Origin of the sequence: Kribbella pratensis, from assembly GCF_004366075.1 — a bacterium.
In the GTDB taxonomy this organism is placed as follows: domain Bacteria; phylum Actinomycetota; class Actinomycetes; order Propionibacteriales; family Kribbellaceae; genus Kribbella; species Kribbella pratensis.
In genome coordinates this window covers 14,506-36,333 of sequence record NZ_SODU01000003.1, presented here as the reverse complement: position 1 = coordinate 36,333, position 21,828 = coordinate 14,506, and the positions used below count along the sequence as shown (strand labels likewise).

The following is a 21,828-nucleotide window of genomic DNA, read 5'->3' as shown; positions in this document are numbered from 1 at the left end:
CCACCTCCCACCCAGTCGATGAACAGTCGGCGGGTCCCGGTCATGTTGAGAGCCACTGGAGGACATCCGGAGGATCACAACGACAGTACGGTGTACCAGCCGCAAGGTCGGACCGTCGTACATCTGGGAATTGGGCCTTCGTGTGATCGCACGAGGGCCTTTGTGTTTTTCCCAGGGATTACACGGGGCTCGCGGTGATCGCGAGGTGGCACCCAGTACGAGTTCAACCCCAGGAGGACCCATCACCACTGATTTGCGCGTCAACGAGCGCATCCGCGTTCCCGAGGTGCGGCTGGTCGGACCGAACGGTGAGCAGGTAGGCATCGTTCGGATCGAGGACGCACTTCGGCTGGCCCAGGAAGCCGATCTCGACCTGGTCGAGGTCGCCGCAACCGCCCGGCCTCCGGTCTGCAAGTTGATGGATTTCGGCAAGTACAAGTACGAGACCGCGCAGAAGGCGCGCGAGTCCCGCCGGAACCAGACCAACACCATCATCAAAGAGATGAAGCTGCGGCCGAAGATCGACCCGCACGACTACGAGACCAAGAAGGGTCACGTGGTGCGGTTCCTGAAGGCCGGGGACAAGGTCAAGATCACCATCATGTTCCGCGGTCGTGAGCAGTCCAGGCCGGAGCTCGGCTTCCGGTTGCTGCAGCGGCTGGCCGAAGACGTGACCGAGCTCGGCTTCGTCGAGTCGTCGCCGCGTCAGGACGGCCGGAACATGATCATGGTGCTCGGACCGCACAAGAAGAAGTCCGAAGCGCGCGTGGACGTGGAAGCCGAGAAGGCGCAGCGGAAGGCCGAGCGCGAGGCCGAGGAAGAGGCCGAGCGCGCACAGCGTGCCGAGCAGGTTCAGGCCCACGAGGCCGAACGCGCCGCCGGAGTCACCAAGAAGCCGAAGGGTCCGGCCGACAACCTCGACCCGGAGTGACGGAACGCTCCGGCCGCCCGAGGCAGCCGGAGCCCGTCGTACCGACGATCGAGTCAACGAAGAAAACCAGGAGCACACAGCCATGCCGAAGATGAAGACCCACTCGGGGATGAAGAAGCGCGTCCGGGTCACCGGGTCGGGCAAGATCCGTCGTGAGCAGACCGGTGTCCGCCACCTCGCCGAGGCGAAGTCCTCGAAGCGCAAGCGCCGCCTGTCCGGCACCGTCGAGGTCGCCCCGGCGTACGTCAAGAAGGCCAAGAAGCTTCTCGGCATCTGAGGCCCCTGCCTCGCCCCTCCCGAACATCCCCCGCCGCGTGGGCAATCCTGTCTCCGGCGCAGAAATACAAGGAGTAACACCTCATGGCACGCGTGAAGCGGGCAGTCAACGCCCACAAGAAGCGCCGGGTCGTACTCGAGCAGGCCAGCGGTTACCGCGGCCAGCGCTCGCGGCTGTACCGCAAGGCGAAGGAGCAGGTCACCCACTCGCTCGTCTACGCCTACCGTGACCGCAAGGCGCGCAAGGGCGACTTCCGGAAGCTGTGGATCCAGCGCATCAACGCCGCGGTCCGCGCCGAGGACCTGACCTACAACCGCTTCATCCAGGGTCTGCGCCTGGCCGAGGTCGAGGTGGACCGCAAGATCCTCGCCGACCTCGCCGTCAACGACCCGGCCGCGTTCTCCGCGCTCGTGCAGGTGGCCAAGGCCGCCCTGCCGGCCGACGTGAACGCGCCGAAGACCGACGCGGCCTGAGCTCCACCCGCGAGTAGCACACCCGAAGTGGCGAGTCCCGGTCTGCTGACCGCGCAATCGGCGCGGATCAAACAGGCCCGGCGGCTCGCCACTCGTGCGTTCCGGCGCAAGACCGGACGGTTCCTGGTCGAAGGCCCACAGGCCGTCCGGGAGGCTCTCGAACATCGCAAGCTCGTCGTCGAGGTGTACGCCGAACCCGCGCTGGCGGCCCGGCATCGTGACCTCTACGACCTCGCCGTGGCGGCCGGCGTCCCGTGGTTCGAGGTCGATCGCGCCGCCGTCGAAAGCTTGAGCGAGACCGTCACCTCACAAGGGGTCGTCGCGGTCTGCTCGCTGGTGACCGTTCCGCTGCCGGACAGCTCGTTCAAGCTCGTCGCCGCCGGCGTCCAGGTCCGCGACCCCGGCAACGTCGGCACCTTGATCCGTACGGCGGACGCGGCCGGCGCGGATGCCGTCGTACTGACGTCGGAGTCCGTCGACCCGCACAACCCGAAGGCGGTCCGGGCCAGCGTCGGCAGCATCTTCCATGTGCCGATCAGCACGGACGTCGACATCGTCGCGGCGGTGCAGACCTGGCGTGAGCACGGCCTGCAGGTGCTCGCCGCCGACGGGTACGGCGCGACCGAGCTGGACACCTGCATCGACGACGGAACCCTCGCTAAGCCGACCGTGTGGCTGTTCGGCAACGAGGCCCACGGCTTGCCGGACGGCATCAACGCTCTCGTCGACCATTCGGTGAGGGTCCCGATCTACGGCCGCGCCGAGTCGCTCAACCTGGCCACCGCCGCCGCGGTCTGCCTGTATGCCTCGGCCCGGGCGCAGCGCCGGTGATCTTCGATCTGCCGGGGCGGTTCTGGCGCGGGAACCTGCACACGCACTCGAACCTGTCCGACGGGGCGTTGTCGCCGGCCGAGACCGCGCAGGTCTACCGGGATGCCGGGTACGACTTCGTCGCGATCACCGATCACTTCCGCGCGGAGTACGGATTCCCGATGACGGACACGCGGGAGCTGCGGTCGGACGGGTTCACCACGCTGATCGGCGCCGAGTTGCACGCGCCGCGAACCGAGGCCGGCCAGGCGTGGCACATCGTGGCGGTCGGACTGCCGCTGGACTTCGCGGCACCGGACGAGACGGAGACCGGGCCTGAGCTCGCGCGTCGCGCGCGGGCCGCGGGCGCGTGGATCGGGATGGCGCATCCGTCGGCGTCGCTGCTGACGGCCGTCGACGCGGAGAGCCTGGACGCGGCCCACTCGGTCGAGGTCTACAACGCACTGTCCGACCGCGAGAACCGCGGCGACAGTTGGCACCTCACCGATGTCCTCCTGAACCGCGGTCACCGACTGACGACGTACGCCGCCGATGACGCTCACCTGCAACCCCAGGACCCGCCACCGTGCCAGGCCTGGATCCACGTCCGCGCCGAAACCCTCGACCCGGACGCCCTCCTGACCGCGTTGAAGGCCGGCCACTTCTACTCCAGCACAGGCCCCGAGCTGTACGACGTACGCATCGAAGGCGACGAGATCACCGTCCACTGCTCACCCGCCACCAAGATCCTCCTGACCGGCGGCCACCCCGGCGCCGAGGTAATCCAAGGCACCAACCTCACCGAGTGCACGTTCCCGCTAGGCCTGTTCCGCAATACCCACTGCCGCATCACTACCGAAGACACATCCGGCGCCCGAGCCTGGACCAACCCGATCCACCTTGGCCGCGGTTGACGTTGGGGTGGGGGGCGTGTCAGCGTTTGGGTAGCGCGCGCCAGGGCGCCTCCTCTCCGCGGCAAGCACCGAGTGCACCTGGAACGGCAGGACCTTCGAAGATGGCCGGTGATCCTTCGGGACGGCCTGGTTCAGCGGAGCGGGTTGTCCTGGAAGGACCGTCGATGTCGACCATGCCGCTGCCCGCGAAGGCGAGTCTCAGTCAGTTGCGCGCCCGGGCGAAGGAGCTCCGTAAGGCAGTCGCCAAGGGCAGGCCCGATGCGATCGAGCGGGCCCGCGCACACCACCCGTCGTACGACGAGGCGGGCTTCACGTTGCGGGATGCGCAGTTGACCATCGCCCGCGAGTACGGACTGGCCAGCTGGCAGGAGCTGATGGAGAAGGTGGCCACGGAGCTCGTCGAGGGCCGGGAGCTGCACCGGTACTTCGGCGTCGAGCTGAACAACGAGACCTGGGACCTGCTCGAGCAGATCGACGAGAACAGTCCGCTGCTCGACCAGGAGCGGTTGCTGTACGGCGCGTACGCCGCCTGCCTGCACTGGCTCGAAGCCGGGAATGAGGCCAACCACGCCCGCGGCGAGCACCTGATCGCGCGGGTCGCATTGCGGATCGGCAGGACCGAGATCGGACTGCGGCACGCCCGCCGCTGTCTCGAACTCGTGCAGGCGTTCCCGGAGCAGATGGCCGACTGGGACGAGCCCTTCGCGCGGGAGGCGCTCGCTCGGGCGCTCGCGGCGATCGGCTCGCGTGATCAGGCGCTGGCCGAGCTTCGCCGGGCCGAGGAGCTCACGAAGCAGGTCGCCCAGGACGGCGATCGCGAGGTGCTGCTGACCGAACTCGCCAAGGAGCCCTGGTTCGGGCTCACTTCTTGACGCGGGACTCGAGGCCGTCGAGGAGGGCGTCCAGGCCGAAGACGAAGTTCTCGGTGAGGCCGGCGTCGAGGTCCATCGCGGTACGGCGGCGTACCGACTTCTGCATCTCCGGGTAGTCGCTCGCGACCGATTGGGCCTGTTCCAGGATCTCGCTGACCCAGTTCTCCTCGGAGCGGCCGGACTTGCGGACCATCTCGCGGGTGGCGACCTCGGCGCTGACCGTGCCGAGGACGTACGACATCACGCTGCCCATCGCGAGGTCGATCTCGTGCTCGGAGAAGCCGGCGGCACCGAACAGGACCAGGCCGCGGGAGCCCATCGACATCGCATTGGGGCCGATGCTCGGGCGGGTGTACATCACCTCGGGCAGCCACGGGTGCCGCAGTACGGCGGACCGCAGGCTGTGCCCGAACAGCAGCGCACCGGCCCGCCATCCGGCGAGCTCCGGCTCGGGTACGTCGATCTCGCCCCAGACCTCGTCGATCAGCAGGTCGATCAGGTCGTCCTTGGTGTCGACGTACCAGTAGATGCTGGTCGCACCAGCCACCAGCTTGGCGGCCAGTTTGCGCATGCTCAGCCCGGAGACGCCCTCCGTGTCGAGGATGTCCATCGCGGCCGCCACGATCTGCTTCCGGCTGAGGGTCTCCCGGGGAGAGGTGGCCTTGCGTTCGCGGGTCCAGATCGAGTCCTTCACACCGACCATCCTACAAAGGGCTCGCACACTGTACGAGATCGTCGTACAGTGTGCGAGTGACTAGTACACCGTTCGAGTCTGAAGCCGCCACCACCGAGGGGCATCCCCGGCGCTGGTGGATCCTGTTGATCCTGTGTCTGAGCCTGATGGTGCTGGTCGTCGACAACACCGTGCTCAACCTGGCGATCCCGTCGCTGATGCGCGATCTGGGCGCGACGCCCGCGGACATCCAATGGGTGATCGACGCGTACATCCTGGCGTTCGCGGGACTGCTGCTGACCGCCGGAAGCCTCTCCGACCGGTTCGGCCGGCGGAAGATGCTGCTGCTCGGGCTGGTGGTGTTCGGACTGGCGTCGCTGCTGGCGACCCTGGCCGAGAACCCGTGGCAACTGATCGCGTGCCGCGGCCTGATGGGGGTCGGCGGCTCGTTGCTGATGCCGAGCACCCTCTCGCTGCTGTTCACGGTGTTCCCGCCGGAGGAGCAGCGCAAGGCGATGGCGGGCTGGTCGATGGTCGCGATGGTCGGCGTGGTGGCCGGGCCGACGGTCGGCGGCGTACTGCTGAACCACTTCTGGTGGGGCTCCATCTTCTGGCTGAACGTGCCGATCGCGATCCTGGCGATCATCGGCACGCTGGCGCTGATCCCGGAGTCGAAGGGCCCGGCGCGCGACGTCGATCCGGCGGGCGCGGTCCTGACGATCGTCGGTATGGCGGCGATCGTCTGGGCGATCGTCTCGATCCCGCTGCACGGCTGGGGCTCCGGGCGGGTGCTCGGCGCGCTCGCGGTCGGTGTGGTCGCGTTGACCGCGTTCGCGTTGTGGGAGAAGCGCAGTGCGCATCCGATGGTGCCACTCGCGCTGTTCAAGGACCGGCGGTTCAGTGGTACGAGTTTCTCGATCGTGCTGCTGTCGTTCACCGCGGGTGGATTGCTGCTGGCGTTGACGCAGTACCTGCAGTTCGCGCTCGGGTACACGCCGCTGAAGGCCGGACTGGCGCTGATCCCGTATGCGCTGTCCGCGGCGCTGTTCAACGGCCTCGGAGCGACGCTCGGGAAGAAGATCGCGGACCGGACGTTGATCTCGATCGGTCTGCTGATCATCGCGGGCAGCTTCGGCATCCTGACCCAGGTGTCCGACACGAGCGGGTACGGATTGTTGATCATCGGCCTGCTGGTGATGGGGATCGGCGGTGGCCTGGCCGGTCCGGCGGCGTACACGCTGTTGATGCAGGCCGTTCCGCCGGAGCACCGCGGTGTCGGCTCGGCGATGAACGACACCGTGCAGCAGACGGGTGCCGCGCTGTCGGTCGCCGTACTGGGCAGTGTGCTCGCCGCGGCGTACTCGTCGGCCCTGCCGGACGCCGTTCCGGAGGCGGCCCGCAAGTCGATCGCCGACACCATCGCGCTCGGCCCGGACTTCCTCGGCGCGGCCAAGCACGCCTTCGTCGACGCCATGTCCATCGCGATGACGGTCGGCGCGATCGGCGCGGTCGCCGGGGCAGTGGTCGCGCTGGCAGTCCTCCCGAAGGGCGAGAAGAAGGTGCAGGAGGCAGCTCCGGCGGTTGACGACGCAGTGCGCTGACACCGGGCTTTGACACCGGGCGCTGACAGCATGCAGGTATGACGCGACGGTGGCCGACCCGTTCCCACGCGACGACACCGGCCGGCGCGTTCCGCTGGAGGGCCTGTGTCTGATCAGGGGATCGCGAACCTGGTCCTGATGTCGTTGTTCATCCTGCTCCCGATCGCCCTCGGCACGATGCTGTTCGGGCGGTCCCGCGGGAACCGGTTCGTGCTGAAGTGGGCGCGAGGTCTCGCGATCCTGGCGGTCGTCCTGGCGACCGTGTACGACGTGGCCGGGGCGGTGTGCCTGATCCTCGCGGAGCCCGAGCCAGGCCACGAGCCATGGGCGGATCCCGCCGCAGTTGTCGACTACCCGACCTTCTTCATCCCCATCGGCGTAGGCGCGCTCCTAGCGGGGGCCGGCGTCCTGGTCGGAGCAATCCGCGCCAGGCACCGCCTGGGCTAACCCTCGGCTTGGGGAGATTTTCGTGCCGAATCGGGAGGAACTCTCCCCAAGTCCGCTGTCTACAGGAGAGGAAGCGGCGGGGCGGAGGGCGGTGGGACGAGTGCATGTTCTTGGGCGTGGAGGACAGAAGCGAAGACCGAGGTTCCGCGGCTGGTCGGGCGCCCCTCACCGGTGCTCGGACGCCTGCTCGGTTGCTGTGTAGGTGGGTTGGGGAGGGTTTTGTGCCGATCCGGGAGTAAAAGCCTCCCCAAGCCCTCGGGTGGCGTGGTTGTGGACGGGCGATTCACGGTCTTGGGGGTTGGGTTCTTAGACTGCAATCCGCAGACGTATCAACCCGAGAGCGAGCCATGTCCGGTCCCAACACTGATTACGACCCGGTCGAAGTGACGCCGCTGCATGCCGAAGAGGTGGAGCGGACCCGCGACGAGGCGCTGACGGCGTTTACCGAGGCGGCCGATCTGGCTGCCTTGCAGGAGGCCAAGACCGTGCACCTCGGCGACAAGTCGCCGATCGTGCTCGCCAACCGGGAGATCGGCGCGCTGCCGCCGCAGGCCCGCAAGGAGGCCGGTCAGCGGATCGGCGCCGCGCGGAAGGCGATCAACGAGGGGTTCGCGTCCCGGCTCGCGGTGCTCGAGGCCGAGCACGAGGAGCGGATGCTGGCCACCGAGCGGGTCGACGTGACGCTCCCGTGGCATACCCCGCAGCTCGGCGCGCGGCACCCGCTGTCGCTGATCTCCGAGCAGGTCGCGGACGTGTTCACCGCGCTCGGCTGGGATGTCGCGGAGGGCCCCGAGGTCGAGGCCGAGTGGCTGAACTTCGACGCCCTGAACTTCCAGCCCGACCACCCGGCACGGCAGATGCAGGACACCTTCTTCGTCGAGCCGGCCGGCTCCGGCAAGGTCCTGCGGACCCACACCTCGCCGGTGCAGGCGCGGTCGATGCTGTCCCGGAAGCCGCCGATCTACGTGATCTGCCCGGGTCGCGTGTTCCGCACCGACGAGCTGGACGCGACGCACACGCCGGTCTTCTACCAGGTCGAGGGCCTGGTCGTGGACGAGGGCATCACGCTCGCGCACCTGAAGGGCACGCTCGACCACTTCGTCGTCTCGATGTTCGGTGAAGGTCTGGAGGCGCGGCTGCGGCCGAACTTCTTCCCGTTCACCGAGCCGTCGGCCGAGGTGGACCTGAAGTGTTTCGTCTGCCGCGGCGCGTCCGTCGGCAACCCGGACCGGCCGTGCCGGACCTGTGGCAGCGAGGGCTGGATCGAGTGGGGCGGCTGCGGCGTCGTGAACCCGCGGGTCCTGCAGGCCAACGGCATCGACACCGACCGGTACTCCGGTTTCGCCTTCGGCATGGGCCTGGAGCGGACGCTGATGTTCCGCAACGGTGTCGAGGACATGCGGGACATGGTCGAGGGTGACGTGCGGTTCAGCCGCCAGTTCGGGATGGAGATCTGATGCGGGTCCCACTGTCATGGCTTCGTGAGTACGTCGACCTGCCGGCTGACGTCACCGGCCGTCAGGTCGCGGAGCAGCTGATCCGGGCCGGCCTCGAGGTGGAGACCGTCGAGGAGTCCGATCTGACCGGCCCGCTCGTGGTCGGCAAGGTGCTCACGTACGAGAACGAGCCGCAGAAGAACGGCAAGACGATCCGCTGGTGCTCGCTCGACATCGGCAAGGACGAGCCGCAGTGGGTCGTCTGCGGTGCGCACAACTTCGAGGTCGGTGATCTCGTGGTCGTCGTGCTGCCGGGTGCGGTGCTGCCGGGCGGGTTCGCGATCTCGGCGCGGAAGACCTACGGGCACGTGTCGAACGGCATGATCTGCTCGAGCGCCGAGCTCGGTCTCGGTGACGACGGCACGCACGGCATCGTCGTGCTGGAGCCGGGCGAGGCCACACCGGGCGACGACGCGATCGAGTTGCTGGCGCTGCGGGACGACGTACTGGACATCGCGGTGACGCCGGATCGTGGGTACTGCCTGTCGATCCGGGGCGTCGCGCGCGAGGCGGCGACGGCGTACGGCGTATCGCTCAGGGACCCGGCCGACCTGACGCTCACCGGCTCCGGGGAGAACGGCTACCCGGTGCGGGTCGACGACGCCAAGGCATGCAGTGTGTTCGTCACGCGGACCGTGACCGGGATCGACGCGACGGCGTTGTCGCCGCGGTGGATGCAGAAGCGGCTGCTCGCGGCCGGGATGCGGCCGATCTCGATCGGGGTCGACGTCGCGAACTACGTGATGCTCGAGCTCGGTCAGCCGATCCACACCTACGACAAGGCGCGGCTGTCGGGCGAGATCGTCGTACGGCGGGCGAACGCCGGCGAGAAGCTGATGACGCTGGACGACCAGACGCGTGAGCTGGACGCCGAGGACCTGCTGATCACCGACGACTCCGGTCCGATCGGTGTCGCCGGTGTGATGGGCGGTGCGTCGACGGAGATCTCCGACGCCACCACGGACGTGGTGATCGAGGCCGCGCACTTCGACCCGATCGTGATCGCGCGGGCGTCGCGCCGGCACAAGCTCTCGTCGGAGGCGTCGCGCCGGTTCGAGCGCGAGGTCGACCCGAACCTGCCGCGGTACGCCGCCCAGCGCGTCGCGGACCTGCTGGCCGAATACGCGGGCGGCACGATCCTCCCGGACGAGACCGTCGTCGACACCCACCCGAAGCCGGCCCCCGTCACGATCCGCGCCGACCATGCAGCTCGCGTGGCGGGTGCTGTGATCACGCTCGACGAGACGGTTCGGCACCTGGCTTCGGTGGGCTGCACGATCGAGGCTGCGGCGGCGGATGCGGTCGCGGCGCCGTTGGCCGCGGGTGCGCACGCTCCCGTGTTGGCCGAGGTCGGCGTCACCACCGTCGGGTCCACCCACGTCGAGGGTGACGATCTGTTGACGGTGACTCCGCCGTCGTGGCGGCCGGACCTGCGGGACCCCAACGACTTCGCCGAAGAAGTCATCCGGTTGTTCGGGTTCGACAACGTGCCGTCGGTCCTGCCGGCCGCGCCGGGTGGGCAGGGGCTGACGGTTTCGCAGCGCCGGCGTCGCCGGGTGGCGACCGCGCTCGTCGGGGCGGGCCTGACCGAGGTGGTGTCGTACCCGTTCACGGGTGCCGCCGACTTCGACGCGATGGGCCTCCCGGCCGACGACGTCCGCCGTACGACGATCAAACTCGTCAACCCGATCTCCGACGAAGAGCCGTCGATGCAGACCACGCTGCTCGCGACCCTGCTCCGGACCGCGGAGCGCAACGTCGGCCGCGGCGCGAACGACCTGGCGATCTTCCAGACCGGCCTGGTGTTCCTGCCGAAGGCGGAGACGAAGGCCGCGCCGCTCCCGTCGGTCGCGCACCGTCCGAGCGACGCCGAGGTCCAGTCGCTGTACGACGCACTCCCGGATCAGCCGCTGCACGTCGGTGTGGTGCTGACCGGTGCGCTGGCCCCGACCGGATGGTGGGGCAAGGGCCGCCCGGCCGGATGGGCCGACGCGGTGCAGATCGCGCGGCTGATCGCGTCGGTGGTCGGGGTCGAGCCGATCGTGAAGAACGTGGAGCTCGCGCCGTGGCACCCGGGGCGGTGTGCGGAGTTCTCGGTCGGAGGCCCAGACGGCATGGTGGTCGGTCACGCGGGTGAGCTGCATCCGAAGGTGTGTCAGGCGTTCGGCCTGCCGGCTCGGTCGAGTGCGGTCGAGCTGGATCTCGATGCGTTGATCGCGGCGGGTCCGGAGTCAATCGCGGCCCAGCCGTTCTCGTCGTACCCGGTGGCCAAGGAGGACGTGGCGTTGATCGTCCCGGCCGAGGTCGCGGCGGCCGACGTACAGGCGGCGCTGACCGAAGGCGCGGGTGAACTGCTGGAGTCGGTCCGGCTGTTCGACGTGTACACCGGTGAGCAGATCGGCGAGGGCAAGAAGTCGCTCGCGTTCGCGCTGCGGTTCCGGGCGCCGGACCGGACGCTGAAGGAGAACGAGGTCGCCGACGCCCGCCAGGCGGCCGTCCAGGTAACCGTCGACCGCTTCGGCGCCGTCCAACGGGTCGGCTGAGAACCATGAGCCGGGGCGCCGCGGCGCGCTCAGCCGCCGGGTCGAGGGAAATGTGCGAGGCCTCGGCCAGCGGATCGGGCCGGTGCCGGCGATGAGCGGCAGTCACCCGCGGGTCGCGGTGGCCGCGCCGAACACCGCCGCGGCCGAGGCCGGTGTGCGCGTTGCCGCGGAGGGCGGCAACGCGGTGGATGCTGCGATTGCCGCCACGCTCGTCACGATGGTGAACGAGATCGGAGTGGTGTCGCCGGCCTCAGGTGGGTTTGTCACGTTGCAGGTCGCGGGTGGTGACGCGGTCACCATCGACGGCTGGGTGGAGATGCCCGGCCGCGGCCTGCCGACGGATCGATTCGGGCGCGGCGTCTGGGACATCACCACCGACTACGGCGGCGGTACGACGACCACCGTCGGCCACGGCTCCGTCGCCACGCCCGGCGGGATGAAGGCCCTCGACCTCGCTCACCGCCGCTCCGGCAAGGCACCGTGGCACGAGGTCGTCCAGCCCGCGATCGACGTCGCCCGCAACGGCTTCCCGCTGAGCCGGACCTCGGGCTATTACCTCGGTTTCACCCACGAGATCATCTTCGGCTGGCACCAGCCGAGCCACGGGGTCGTGCACGACGGCGACGGCGAGGTGATCAAGGCCGGCAGCATCGTCGTGATCCCGGAGCTCGCCGAAGCCCTCGAACTCATCGCCCGCGACGGCGCCGAGACGATGTACACGGGCCAGCTCGCCGAGCTCCTGATCCACGACATGGCCTCGAACGAAGGCATCCTCACCGCGGAAGACCTGGCCGCGTACGAGGCCGTCGTACGCCCGGCCCTCGTCGTCAACCAGAACGGCTGGCGCCTCGCCACCAACCCACCGCCCGCGGTCGGGGGAGTGGCCGTCGCCGCGATGCTCGCGTTGCTCGACGGCGTACCGTCCGACGGCAGCTGGAGCCAGTCCGAGCTGGAACGGTTGATCGACGTCCAGTACGCCGTACTCGGCCAGCGGCTCGCCGAGCTGGACAGGGAGGACGTGCGCAAGCTGGAGGGCCAGAAGGTGCTCGACCTCGCCGCGGCCGGCGACCTCCGCGCGTTGAGCTCACCGAGTACGGCGACGGTCTCGGTCGTCGACGACGAGGGTGACGCATGCGCGATCACGGTCTCGTCCGGCTACGGGTCCGGCGTACTCACACCTGGCACCGGGATCTGGCTCAACAACGCGCTCGGCGAGCAGGAGCTCCTGCACGGCGGCCCGCACAGCCTCGCGCCCGGCACCCGGCTCACCTCGAACATGGCGCCGAGCGTCGCCCGCCGCGACAGCGACGGCGCCGTACTCGCGATCAGTTCACCCGGGTCGGACCGCATCCCGACCGCGCTCGCGCAGGTGTATGCGCTCTACACCCACGGCGGCCTGCGGCTCCGCGAGGCCGTCGAGCATCCACGGCTGCACGTTCGGGTCCGCGAGGACGTGGTCGTCGACTACGAGGACGACCTGCCGGTCTCCGGGTCGACCGCGTTGCCGACCCGCCCGATGCCGCCGCACTCGATGTACTTCGGCGGCGTCGCGGCCGCGCTCTGGGACCCGTCCGACGGCCTGCTCGCCGTCGGCGACCCGCGCCGAACCGGTGCGGTGGCCATCTCTCCCTGATCGAGCTGATCGAGACTAGTAAGGTCAGGCCACCAGGATCCGAAAGGCAGTCGATGCGGGACACCCACCCCGAGCTCTCCGTCGTCGTACCGATGTACGACGAGGAAGAGGTGCTGCCGATCTTCTTCGAGCGGATGCACCCACTGCTCGACGGCCTGGGGATCAGCTACGAACTGCTGGTCGTCGACGACGGCAGCCGGGACCGGACCGCGGCGCTGCTCCTCGACGCCGCCAAGGACTGGCCCGAGCTCCGGGTCGTCCGCCTGCTCCGCAACAGCGGGCACCAGGCCGCGCAGTCGGCCGGCTTCCGCCGCGCCCGCGGGCAGTACGTCGTCACGATCGACGCCGACCTCCAGGATCCGCCCGAGGTGATCGCGGAGTTCCTGCAGGCCGTCCGTGAGCAGGATGTCGATGTCGTGTACGGCGTACGCTCCGACCGCTCGAGCGACTCCTGGGCGAAACGTACGTCGGCTCGGCTGTACTACCGGTTGATGTGCCGCCTGGTCGGTAAGGACATCCCGTTCGACGCGGCCGACTTCCGGCTGGTGACCCGCCGGGTGGTGGACGCGGTGAACGCGCTCCCCGACGACGGCCGGGTCTTCCGCCTGGTGATCCCGTGGCTCGGCTTCCCGAGCGCCGAGGTCGAGTACGTCCGGGCGGAGCGGGCCGCCGGTACGACGAAGTACAGCGTCTCCAAGATGGTCCGGCTCGCGTTCGACAGCGTGACCGCGTTCTCGGCCGCCCCGCTGCGGCTGGCGACCTGGCTGGGGTTGCTCGGTGGCGCGATGTCCGGGCTGTTCGTGGTCGGCGCCCTGGTGATCAAGCTGACCGGACGAAGCATCCCCGGTTGGACGTCGACGGTCCTCGCGGTCAGCGTGATCGGCGCGATCCAACTGTTGTGCCTCGGCCTGCTGGGTGAGTACGTCGCCCGCTTGTTCCAGTCGAGCCAGCGCAGACCGCAGTTCCTCGTTGGCTACGACAGCCTCACGGACCACGGGCATCAGGAGCCCGTTCACCAGAGCACTCAGACCAAGAGATGAAACGGGCTGCCCCGTGGCTGCTGCCGATCCTGGTGGCGGTCGGTGGGTTCATATCGCTCGGCGACGTCGGTATCGGTCCGCTCGTCAAGTACGCCGCTTACTTCGCCGGAGCGATCGCGCTGCCCGGCACGTTGCTGCTGAGGGCCGCGTGGCGCAGTACCGGCAACTGGGCTGAGGATCTTGGACTCGGGTCGGTTGTCGGCGCGACGTGGCAGTTGATCGGCTGGGCGATCTTCACCGCGCTCGGTTGGCAGCGCTGGTTGATCGTGTGGCCGGCGCTCGTCCTGATCGGCTTCGCTCTCGTCGGGCGGCAGCACTTCCGGATCGCCGAGCCCAGACCGCTACCGGTTGCGTGGACGGTCGGGTTGGCGGTGTCCGCGGCGGTGATGGTCGGCGCAGCCACCTTCGGCGTGATGGCGTACCACCCGATGCCGCCGTACGGCGAGGCGTACTACCCCGACCTCCTGTACCACCTGTCGATGGTGCAGGAGCTGACCCGCACCGTGCCGCCCGAGATTCCGCAGGTCGTCAACGAGCGACTCGAGTACCACTGGTTCGCGAACGCCGACATGGCCGCGGCGGTCGACGTCACGCGACTCACACCAATGGTCGTACTGTTCCGGCTCTGGGTCCTGCCGTGGCTGGTCGTTTCGCTGCTCGTCTGCGCCACACTCGCCCGCGTCGTCAGCCGTACCTGGTGGACCGGCGTACTCGCAGCACTCGCGCTAGCTGCACCACAGCTGTTCCTCCTCGTCGACACGAGCGTCAACCTCGCACCACCAGTGAGCCTGCTCAGCCCGTCGCAGACGTTCGGCATGGTCGCCGCCGTCACTGCGGCCACCCTCCTGATCGACCTCCTCTTCCGAAGAACAGACCCCTTTGGACGTAAGGAGTTGTGGGGCGGGGTTGTGGCGGTGGTCGTGGCGGGGGTTGGGGGTGGGGCCAAGCCGACCGTCTTGCCGTTGCTCGTCGGAGCGATGGGCCTTGCGGCGTTGTACCTACTCGTGACGGCACGGCGCGTGCCGTGGCTCTTGGTCGGTACGACGGCGGTGCTGCTCGTCGTCGGGGCGATCACCTTCCTGACCGTGGCCGGCAGTACCAGTGGGTCGCGGCTGCAGTTCCTCGCCGTACTGAAGTCGCTGCCCGTCTACACCGCGGCCACTGGCGACAAGACGCAGCCGGGGGACGGCGGGCTGATCCTGCCGGCGCTGGCGCACGGCGAGGTGATCGGAACGCTCAGCCTGCTGCTCGGACTGCTGCTGACTCTGCAGGCGATGTCCTGGGCCGGATTCGGCGTCGTCGGCCGGAAGGACCCGGTCGCGTGGTTCCTGCTCGGCGCGATGGTCGCTGGGTGGGCGGGCTACCTGCTGGTCGACCATCCATCGGTGAGCGAGTCGTACTTCATCTACACCGCGGCACCGTTCAGTCTGGCCGGAGCCGGCTGGTTCGCAGCAACCAGTGCGCGTGCCTCCGGTCGCCCGGTCCCCATCGCAATCGCTGCCTTCGTCCTGTCGATCGGGTACGCCGGTCTGATCGTCTGGGCTCGTGGTGTGCCGGCAGCCTCGACCGGTCGGCAGCTGTGGTTGAGCACGCGGATGTTGCTCGTGGTCCTCGGCATCACGCTCTTCCTCCTGCTCGTGTGGCGTCTGACGTTGCGACAAGCCGGTGGCGGCATGTTCGTCGTACTGGTCCTGCTCTCGACTGCGCCGATCAGTTCCTTCCTGCAGAGCGCCATACGTGGTGACACCGAGAAGGCGCCGACGTACCGGGCCGCGCGGTGGTGGGTGTACCCGGACGAGGCCGAAGCCGCGCTCTGGCTCGGGCAGCACTCCGCGCCGACCGATGTGGTGGCGACGAACACCTGGTGCCGCCCGGCGGGCCCGCTCGCGCCAGGATGTGACGCCCGCGGGTACCTGGTCAGTGGGATCGCCGGACGCCGCACGCTGCTCGAGGGCTGGGCGTACACGAACCAGGCGATGGCCAAGCAAGGCGCCGGCGGCCGCCGCTACACCGAGCAGCCGTCACCGTGGCCGGACCGCGTCGCCCTCACCAACCAGGCTCTCACCTCACCGACCGTCGAGGTGTTGCGAAGGCTGCGCGACGAGTACGGCGTTCGGTGGCTGTACGCCGACACACGCAACGGACCCGTGGCACCGGCGCTCGACCAGCTCGCCGTACGCCGACACAGCGTCGGCAAGGTCCGGATCTACGACCTCGGAGAGTGATTGTCCCGTAACATCGGGTCCGCGCAGACCGTTAACGTCTACGCAGGCCCGCCCGCCACGCGGCCGCAGCAATGCACCTGAATTGCTCGGGAGGGCGGGACACATGCGGGCAACCCGACCGGGGGCCATTCTTCTTGCCACCGGCCTCTTGAGCCTGGGGACCGTCACCGCGAGCGCGTATCAGCTGCCGACGTCGCCCTTCACGGAAGCGACGACGGTACTGCCCGGCTCGGCGCTGCGGCAGACGATCGCTGCGAGTGGGCTGACCGAGCTCGGCGACCCGACGACGGCCGGCTTCCGCACTGCCGGACCGACCACCTACCAGCCTGCGATCGGCGAGGATGCTCCGGCGCAGGACCTGGTGGTGAACACCGGCGACTGCGCATCCACTGGCGGTTGCGGCGACCGCGGCACGGTGACGATCGCGTTCTCCCAGCCCGTCCGCAACCCGGTCCTGCACCTCGGCGGCCTCGGCGGATCCGTCACCCGGACCGTGAACGGCCGGACGACCGCGCAGTCCGAACTGCACTCGGTCCTGAAGCTCACCACCGCCGGCCTCAGCCTCACGAAGCTCGGACAGGGCAACAACCTCACGGTCACCAGCGACACGATCACCGCCGCGAACCACGACACCGGCCCGAACTGCGTGAACACCAAGTCCCCGTCCGGCCTCGATACCTCCGCGACCGCTGCCTGCGGATCGGTCCGCGTGAACGGAGTGGTCACCAAGGTCGGCTTCGACGTGTCGGCGCTGTTCACGAAGCATCCGAAACTGCCCGCGCTGAACAACGGGTCCTCCGGCGACGCGTTCTCGATCGTCGCGTCCGTCCCCGAGGATTTCGGCGACGCACCGACGTCGTACGGCGCGGCGTGGTCGGTGCTGAGCGACGTACAGCTCGGCAAGGATGTCACCGAGGACAACTCCGGCGTCGCGAACGGCACGACCGGGCCGGCCACACCGGATCAGGCCGATGACGGTGTCGTTTTGACACCGCTTCGCACCAACCAGACGACGTACACGGCCGATCTGCAGTTGGCCGGTACGTCGAAGGCAGGGCGGGCGTGTGCGTGGATCGACGTCAACGGCAACGGAACCTTCGACTCGGGCGAGCGGGCCTGCGCCCCGTTCGCCGCCAACCAGGCGACCGTCACACTGCGGTGGGCCGAGCTCGCTCCGAAGGCGGGGGCGTCGTACGCGCGGGTGCGGGTCGGGTACACCGATGCGCAGGTCGAGAAGCCGATCGGCGCGTCCGATGCCGGCGAGGTCGAGGACTATCCGTTCACGATCACGCCGCCGCCACCGCCGGTCCTGACCGACGACGCCGCGACGACCGGGTTCAACACGGCGGTCGTCGTTCCGGTGCTCGACAACGACAAGCCGGGCGACCCGAGTACGCCGCTCGCGCCCGCGACCCTCTGCCTCGTCGATGGTGCGAAGTGCGTGCAGATGGTGAACGTCGTCGGCCAGGCGAAGTACGTCGCCAAACCCGACGGCACCGTCCGCGTCGAACCGGTGCCGGGCTTCGTCGGTTCGGCCAAGCCGGTTGTCTATCGCGTTGCCGACAGCAACGGTACGGCCGCCACTGCCAAGCTGACGCTTACCGTCTCCCTCCCGGATCGTCCGGTGGCGACCCCCGATACGGCGACCACGCCGCAGAACGTCAGCGTGGCCGTCAAGCCGCTCGCCAACGACCACGCGGCCGCGGGCGTGCAGCTCGTGCCCGGTTCCGTCGTACTGCGTGATCCGGCAGATTCCGCGTTCAAGAAGAAGGTCGTGATCGCGGGCGAGGGTGAGTACGTCGTGAAGCCCGACGGCGGCGTCGACTTCGTCCCGAAACCGCAGTTCACCGGCGTCGGTACGTCGATCGGCTACCGAGTCACCGACACCACCCACCAGACCGCCGAGTCCACGCTCGCCGTCACGGTCACGCCGGTGACGCCGATCGCCAACGGTGACTCGGTCTCGACCGCGTTCGACACCGACCTCGTCGTACCCGTGCTGGACAACGACCTTCCAGGCTCACCGGACGCCCCGCTCGTGCCCGCCACGCTGCGGCTCGTCGACCCGGTCAGCAAGAAGCTCGTCGACAAGGTGACGATCGCCCGGCAAGGCACATACCTGGTCGTGGCCGGCAAGGTGACCTTCCAGCCGCTGCACGGGTTCACCGGCGTGGGTACGCCGGTGGCGTATCAGGTGCTCGACAAGAACGGTACGGCGACGCGCGCCGAGCTGACCGTTTCCGTCGCCGCACCCGGCCCACCGGTCGCGAACCCGGACACGATCACCACGGTGCAGGGCCGCTCCGTCGTCGCCGCGGTCCTCGCGAACGACAAGCCGGGGCCGACGGGTGCCGCGCTCCAGCCGGGCAGCGTGCGCCTGCTGACGTCCACGCAGCCTGTGCTGTCGCTCGTCATCGCAGGCCAAGGCAAGTACTTGGTGAAGTCGGACGGCACGGTGCTGTTCGAGCCGCTGCCGACGTTCAGCGGCACCGCGACCGCGGTCGGCTACCAGGTTGCCGACAGCAACAACGCCGTCGGGAAGTCGACGTTGACCGCACGGGTCACCAAGGTGCAGCCCGACGCGTCCGACGACACCACGGGTACGGCGTACGACACGAACGTGAGCGTGCCGGTGCTGGCGAACGACACGGCCGGCGATCCGTCGGTGCCGCTGGTTCCGAGCGCCGTGCGGATGATCGACCCGACCACCAAGCTGCCGACCGCGACCCTCGTGATCCCCGGTCAGGCGACGTACACGACGAAGGCGGACGGGAAGGTCGAGGTCGACCCGCTGCCCAAGTTCACCGGCGCTGCGACGCCGGTCACGTACCGCGTCTCGGACGTGAACGGTACGACGGCCACGGCAACGCTGACCGTCACGGTCGCCAAACCGCCCGCGCCGACGACCACACCCGACACCGCGACCGGCAAGCAGAACCTCCCGCTTCGGGTCATGCCGCTCGCTAACGACAAGGCCGGCCTCGGCACATCACTCGATCCGCGCAGCCTCACACTCGTGGATCCGGCCGACGGCTCGCTGAAGAAGCTGGTGAAGATCCCGGGGCAGGCCGACTACCAGGTCAACCCGGACGGCACGGTCACCGTCGACCCGCTGCCGGGCTTCACCGGTACGGCGACCAAGGTGACGTACCGGATCGCCGACCTGTTCGGTCAGACCGCGCGGTCGACGATCACGGTCACGATCACGCCGATCACCCCGGTCGCGGCCGACGACACCGCGCGGACGCCGTACGGCAAGAGCGTCACGGTGCAGGTGCTCGCGAACGACAAGCCGGGCGACCCGACGGCGCCGCTGGTGCCGGGCAGTCTGCTGCTCGTCGATCCGGCCGACGGGGTGCTGAAGACAGCGGTGCCGATCCCGAACGAGGGCGTCTACACCGCAGTCGGAGGAGCGGTTCGCGCAGAGCCATCGGCGACGTTCCGCGGTCCTGGTACGCCGGTGACGTACCAGGTGGCCGACTCCAACGGGACGAAGACGAGCGCCCGCGTCACCGTCACCGTCGGCCAGCCGCCGGTCGCGTTCGCCGACAACGCCTCGACGCTGCAGAACGTGACGGTGACGGTGAACGTGCTGTCCAACGACCGACCCGGCACCGACGCTCAGCTCGAGAAGGGCTCCGTCGGGCTGAACGGGTCCGCCAAGAAGGTGACGATTCCTCGTGAGGGCACCTATGTGGTGCTGCCGAGTGGGTCGATCGAGTTCGATCCGCTGCCCGCGTTCCGCGGCCAGGCGAGTCCGGTGCAGTACCGGGTCGCGGACTCGGACGGCAATGTCGCGACCTCGACGTTGAGCATGACCGTGACACCGGTCACCCCGGTCGCGGTCGACGACTCGGCGATCACGCCGTACGGGCATGCGATCACGGTGAACGTGCCGGCGAACGACAAGCCCGGCGACGCGTCGGCGCCGCTGAAGCGGGCAAGCGTGGTACTGAAGGACGCCGCCGGTCAGTACGGCAAGACGATGACGCGGGCCGGTGAGGGAACGTACGCGGTTGATGCTTACGGCGCAGTCAAGTTCACGCCGGCCAAGGGGTTCCAGGGCGTCACGACGCCGACGACGTACCGGATCGCCGACGCCAACGGGACGACCGCGGAAGGTCTGCTGCTGTTGACGGTCGGCAAGGGACCGAAGGCGGTCGCGGATCCGGTCGGCACCAAGCAGAACGTGACGGTCACCGTCGAGCCGCTGGCGAACGACGAGCCCGGGACGGGCGCGCAGCTCGATCCGGCGTCGCTTCAGGTGTACGGCGGGACGTGGGGACAGCGGGCGGTCGTCGCGGGGCAGGGCGTGTTCATCGTGAAGGCCGGGAAGATCACGTTCGACCCGGAGCCGGCATTCCGCGGGGTCGTGTCGGTCGCGTACCGGGTCAGTGACACGACCGGGAACAAGGCGAGCGCCTCTGTCACGGCGACGGTCGCTCCGGTCGTTCCGGTGATCAAGGACGACGTCGCGACCACGCCGTACGAGGCCGCGATCACGGTCGCCGTACTGATGAACGACAAGCCTGGCGATGTGAGCGCGCCGCTCGTTGCGGGCGGCGTACGGCTGATCGACCCGGTGAACGGCGATTCGCTAGCAGTGCTAGCCGTGCCGGGGGAGGGGACGTTCACGGTGCAACCGTCCGGTGCGATCCGGTTCGCACCGGTGGACGGGTTCGCGGGGGTCGCCGTCCCAGTCGGTTATCAGGTTGCCGATCGCAACGGCACGATCGGCTCCGGTTCGCTGACGCTCACGGTGCAGGCGCGTCCGGTCGCCGTACCGGACGAGGCGCGGACCAAGCAGCACGTCGCGGTGACGATCGACCCGCTCGCCAACGACAAGCCAGGTCCGGGCGCGACCCTCGACCCGGCATCGGTGCTGCTCGTCGGAGCCGGTGACGCCCTGGTCGACCGGGTCACTATCGCTGGGCAGGGCACGTACGTCGTTGACGACGGCAAGGTCACGTTCACCCCGGAAGCGAAGTTCACAGGCACCGCGCGACCGGCGGCCTACAACGTGAAGGACAGCAACCAGAACTCCGCCCGCGCGACCATCACCGTGACGGTCGTGCCGGTGCGGCCGGTTGTCACGGACGACAGTGCCGAGACGGCCTTCGGTACGGCGGTCGACGTCAACGTGCTCGCCAACGACGAGCCCGGTGACCCGTCGGCGCCGCTCCGCCCGAGTTCCGTCGTACTGCGCGATCCGGCCGACGGCACGGAGAAGAAGTCCGTGACCTTGCCGCACGAAGGCACGTTCGTGGTCGGCGATGGGGTCAGGTTCACGCCGGCCAAGGGTTTCGTCGGTACGACGCGTGCCCTGGCCTACCGCGTTACCGACGCGAACGGTACGTCGGGCACCGCGCTCCTCGACGTCACGGTCGCGGGACCGTTGCTCGCGAAGGCCGCACCCGACACGGCAACCGGTACGCCGGGCAACCCGGTCGCGGTGAACCCGTTGCTCAACGACAGTGGCACGATCAAGCCGAGCTCGGTCTGCCTGCGTACGCCGGACGGCACGTGTGCGAAGAGCGTCACGAACGGCGCGGGCACCTGGTCGGTCGGCACGGACGGCACCGTCACCCTCAAGCCGGTCGCCGCCTTCACCGGGACCGCGAAGGTCACCTACGAGCGGACCGACGAAACCGGCGAGACAGTCACCGCACCGGTCAAGTTCACCGTCGGCGCCGAGCCCACGGACACCCCCCGCACCCTCAACCGCGCCGAACCTCCCGCGACCGGCGGCCCGCCACCCATCATCCTCACCCTCGGCACCCTCGTGGCCGCCCTTGGTGCCACCCTGGTCGTTCTTGCTCGGACGCGGAGGTAGATGCTGCGGACCTGCAGCACTCATCAACCGGCCCGCTTGAGCGGGTCTCGCGCTCAACCC

Annotated in this window: 15 protein-coding genes; 14 read left to right on the top strand and 1 reads right to left on the bottom strand. The window is 69.0% G+C overall.

All coding sequences use genetic code 11. The features are described from left to right. The first annotated feature begins 253 nt into the window (after window positions 1-253). From infC to EV137_RS24125, 6 genes are all read left to right on the top strand, one after another. Entirely contained in the window at window positions 254-931 is a 678-nt protein-coding gene (gene infC, locus EV137_RS24150; RefSeq protein WP_238156848.1) for a translation initiation factor IF-3, read from the top strand. An 82-nt stretch (window positions 932-1,013) separates the two neighbouring features. Continuing rightward, a complete protein-coding gene (gene rpmI, locus EV137_RS24145; RefSeq protein WP_130383713.1) occupies window positions 1,014-1,208 on the top strand; it encodes a 50S ribosomal protein L35 in 195 nt (64 codons plus the stop codon). Between the two features lie 83 nt (window positions 1,209-1,291). Next, on the top strand, window positions 1,292-1,681 hold the full coding sequence (gene rplT, locus EV137_RS24140; protein WP_131296281.1) for a 50S ribosomal protein L20: 390 nt from the start codon (window positions 1,292-1,294) through the stop codon (window positions 1,679-1,681). 27 nt (window positions 1,682-1,708) lie between these two features. Beyond that, a complete protein-coding gene (locus EV137_RS24135; protein ID WP_134130921.1) occupies window positions 1,709-2,512 on the top strand; it encodes a TrmH family RNA methyltransferase in 804 nt (267 codons plus the stop codon). Next, window positions 2,509-3,405, top strand: coding sequence for a CehA/McbA family metallohydrolase (locus EV137_RS24130; RefSeq protein WP_166680010.1), 897 nt, complete (start codon window positions 2,509-2,511; stop codon window positions 3,403-3,405). Before EV137_RS24135 ends, EV137_RS24130 begins: the two co-directional genes overlap by 4 nt. Window positions 3,406-3,569: 164 nt before the next feature. Continuing rightward, window positions 3,570-4,277 (top strand): hypothetical protein, encoded by a 708-nt coding sequence (locus tag EV137_RS24125; RefSeq protein ID WP_134007483.1) that lies wholly within the window; start codon window positions 3,570-3,572, stop codon window positions 4,275-4,277. Here EV137_RS24125 and EV137_RS24120 read toward each other — a convergent pair. After that, complete coding sequence (locus EV137_RS24120) at window positions 4,267-4,980, bottom strand: TetR/AcrR family transcriptional regulator (RefSeq protein WP_134007485.1); 714 nt, start codon at window positions 4,978-4,980, stop codon at window positions 4,267-4,269. The two genes, EV137_RS24125 and EV137_RS24120, sit on opposite strands and share 11 nt — an antisense overlap. A 47-nt stretch (window positions 4,981-5,027) precedes the next feature. Here EV137_RS24120 and EV137_RS24115 point away from each other — a divergent pair, with 47 nt between their 5' ends. The 8 genes from EV137_RS24115 (at window position 5,028) to EV137_RS24080 (ending at window position 21,768) form a co-directional block, all read left to right on the top strand. Further along, window positions 5,028-6,551, top strand: coding sequence for an MFS transporter (locus tag EV137_RS24115; protein WP_238175527.1), 1,524 nt, complete (start codon window positions 5,028-5,030; stop codon window positions 6,549-6,551). 105 nt (window positions 6,552-6,656) lie between these two features. Next, window positions 6,657-6,998 carry a hypothetical protein gene (locus EV137_RS24110; RefSeq protein WP_134007489.1) on the top strand — a complete coding sequence of 114 codons (342 nt, stop codon included), beginning with the start codon at window positions 6,657-6,659 and terminating at the stop codon, window positions 6,996-6,998. Between the two features lie 347 nt (window positions 6,999-7,345). Further along, complete coding sequence (gene pheS, locus EV137_RS24105) at window positions 7,346-8,455, top strand: phenylalanine--tRNA ligase subunit alpha (protein ID WP_134130919.1); 1,110 nt, start codon at window positions 7,346-7,348, stop codon at window positions 8,453-8,455. Continuing rightward, window positions 8,455-11,037 carry a phenylalanine--tRNA ligase subunit beta gene (gene pheT / locus EV137_RS24100; RefSeq protein WP_134130918.1) on the top strand — a complete coding sequence of 861 codons (2,583 nt, stop codon included), beginning with the start codon at window positions 8,455-8,457 and terminating at the stop codon, window positions 11,035-11,037. Before pheS ends, pheT begins: the two co-directional genes overlap by 1 nt. 91 nt (window positions 11,038-11,128) lie before the next feature. Next, the gene (locus tag EV137_RS24095; protein WP_134130917.1) at window positions 11,129-12,670 is read left to right on the top strand and encodes a gamma-glutamyltransferase; all 1,542 of its coding nucleotides are present in this window, start codon (window positions 11,129-11,131) and stop codon (window positions 12,668-12,670) included. A 53-nt stretch (window positions 12,671-12,723) separates the two neighbouring features. After that, window positions 12,724-13,710: a glycosyltransferase family 2 protein gene (locus EV137_RS24090; protein WP_134130916.1), complete on the top strand. Its 987-nt coding sequence runs from the start codon at window positions 12,724-12,726 to the stop codon at window positions 13,708-13,710. Beyond that, window positions 13,707-15,935, top strand: a complete 2,229-nt coding sequence (locus EV137_RS24085; RefSeq protein ID WP_134130915.1) for a hypothetical protein — start codon at window positions 13,707-13,709, stop codon at window positions 15,933-15,935. Before EV137_RS24090 ends, EV137_RS24085 begins: the two co-directional genes overlap by 4 nt. Window positions 15,936-16,038: 103 nt before the next feature. Further along, window positions 16,039-21,768 carry an Ig-like domain-containing protein gene (locus tag EV137_RS24080; protein WP_134130914.1) on the top strand — a complete coding sequence of 1,910 codons (5,730 nt, stop codon included), beginning with the start codon at window positions 16,039-16,041 and terminating at the stop codon, window positions 21,766-21,768. The last annotated feature ends 60 nt before the right edge of the window (window positions 21,769-21,828 follow it).

What these genes read in the sequence shown, in the direction of transcription:
- EV137_RS24125 (WP_134007483.1), top strand. Translation starts at nt 3,570, where the DNA reads ATGTCGACCATGCCGCTGCCCGCGAAGGCGAGTCTCAGTCAGTTGCGC.
- EV137_RS24095 (WP_134130917.1), top strand. Translation starts at nt 11,129, where the DNA reads ATGAGCGGCAGTCACCCGCGGGTCGCGGTGGCCGCGCCGAACACCGCC.
- pheT (WP_134130918.1), top strand. Translation starts at nt 8,455, where the DNA reads ATGCGGGTCCCACTGTCATGGCTTCGTGAGTACGTCGACCTGCCGGCT.
- EV137_RS24085 (WP_134130915.1), top strand. Translation starts at nt 13,707, where the DNA reads ATGAAACGGGCTGCCCCGTGGCTGCTGCCGATCCTGGTGGCGGTCGGT.
- pheS (WP_134130919.1), top strand. Translation starts at nt 7,346, where the DNA reads ATGTCCGGTCCCAACACTGATTACGACCCGGTCGAAGTGACGCCGCTG.
- EV137_RS24090 (WP_134130916.1), top strand. Translation starts at nt 12,724, where the DNA reads ATGCGGGACACCCACCCCGAGCTCTCCGTCGTCGTACCGATGTACGAC.
- EV137_RS24080 (WP_134130914.1), top strand. Translation starts at nt 16,039, where the DNA reads ATGCGGGCAACCCGACCGGGGGCCATTCTTCTTGCCACCGGCCTCTTG.
- rpmI (WP_130383713.1), top strand. Translation starts at nt 1,014, where the DNA reads ATGCCGAAGATGAAGACCCACTCGGGGATGAAGAAGCGCGTCCGGGTC.
- rplT (WP_131296281.1), top strand. Translation starts at nt 1,292, where the DNA reads ATGGCACGCGTGAAGCGGGCAGTCAACGCCCACAAGAAGCGCCGGGTC.
- EV137_RS24120 (WP_134007485.1), bottom strand. Translation starts at nt 4,980, where the DNA reads ATGGTCGGTGTGAAGGACTCGATCTGGACCCGCGAACGCAAGGCCACC.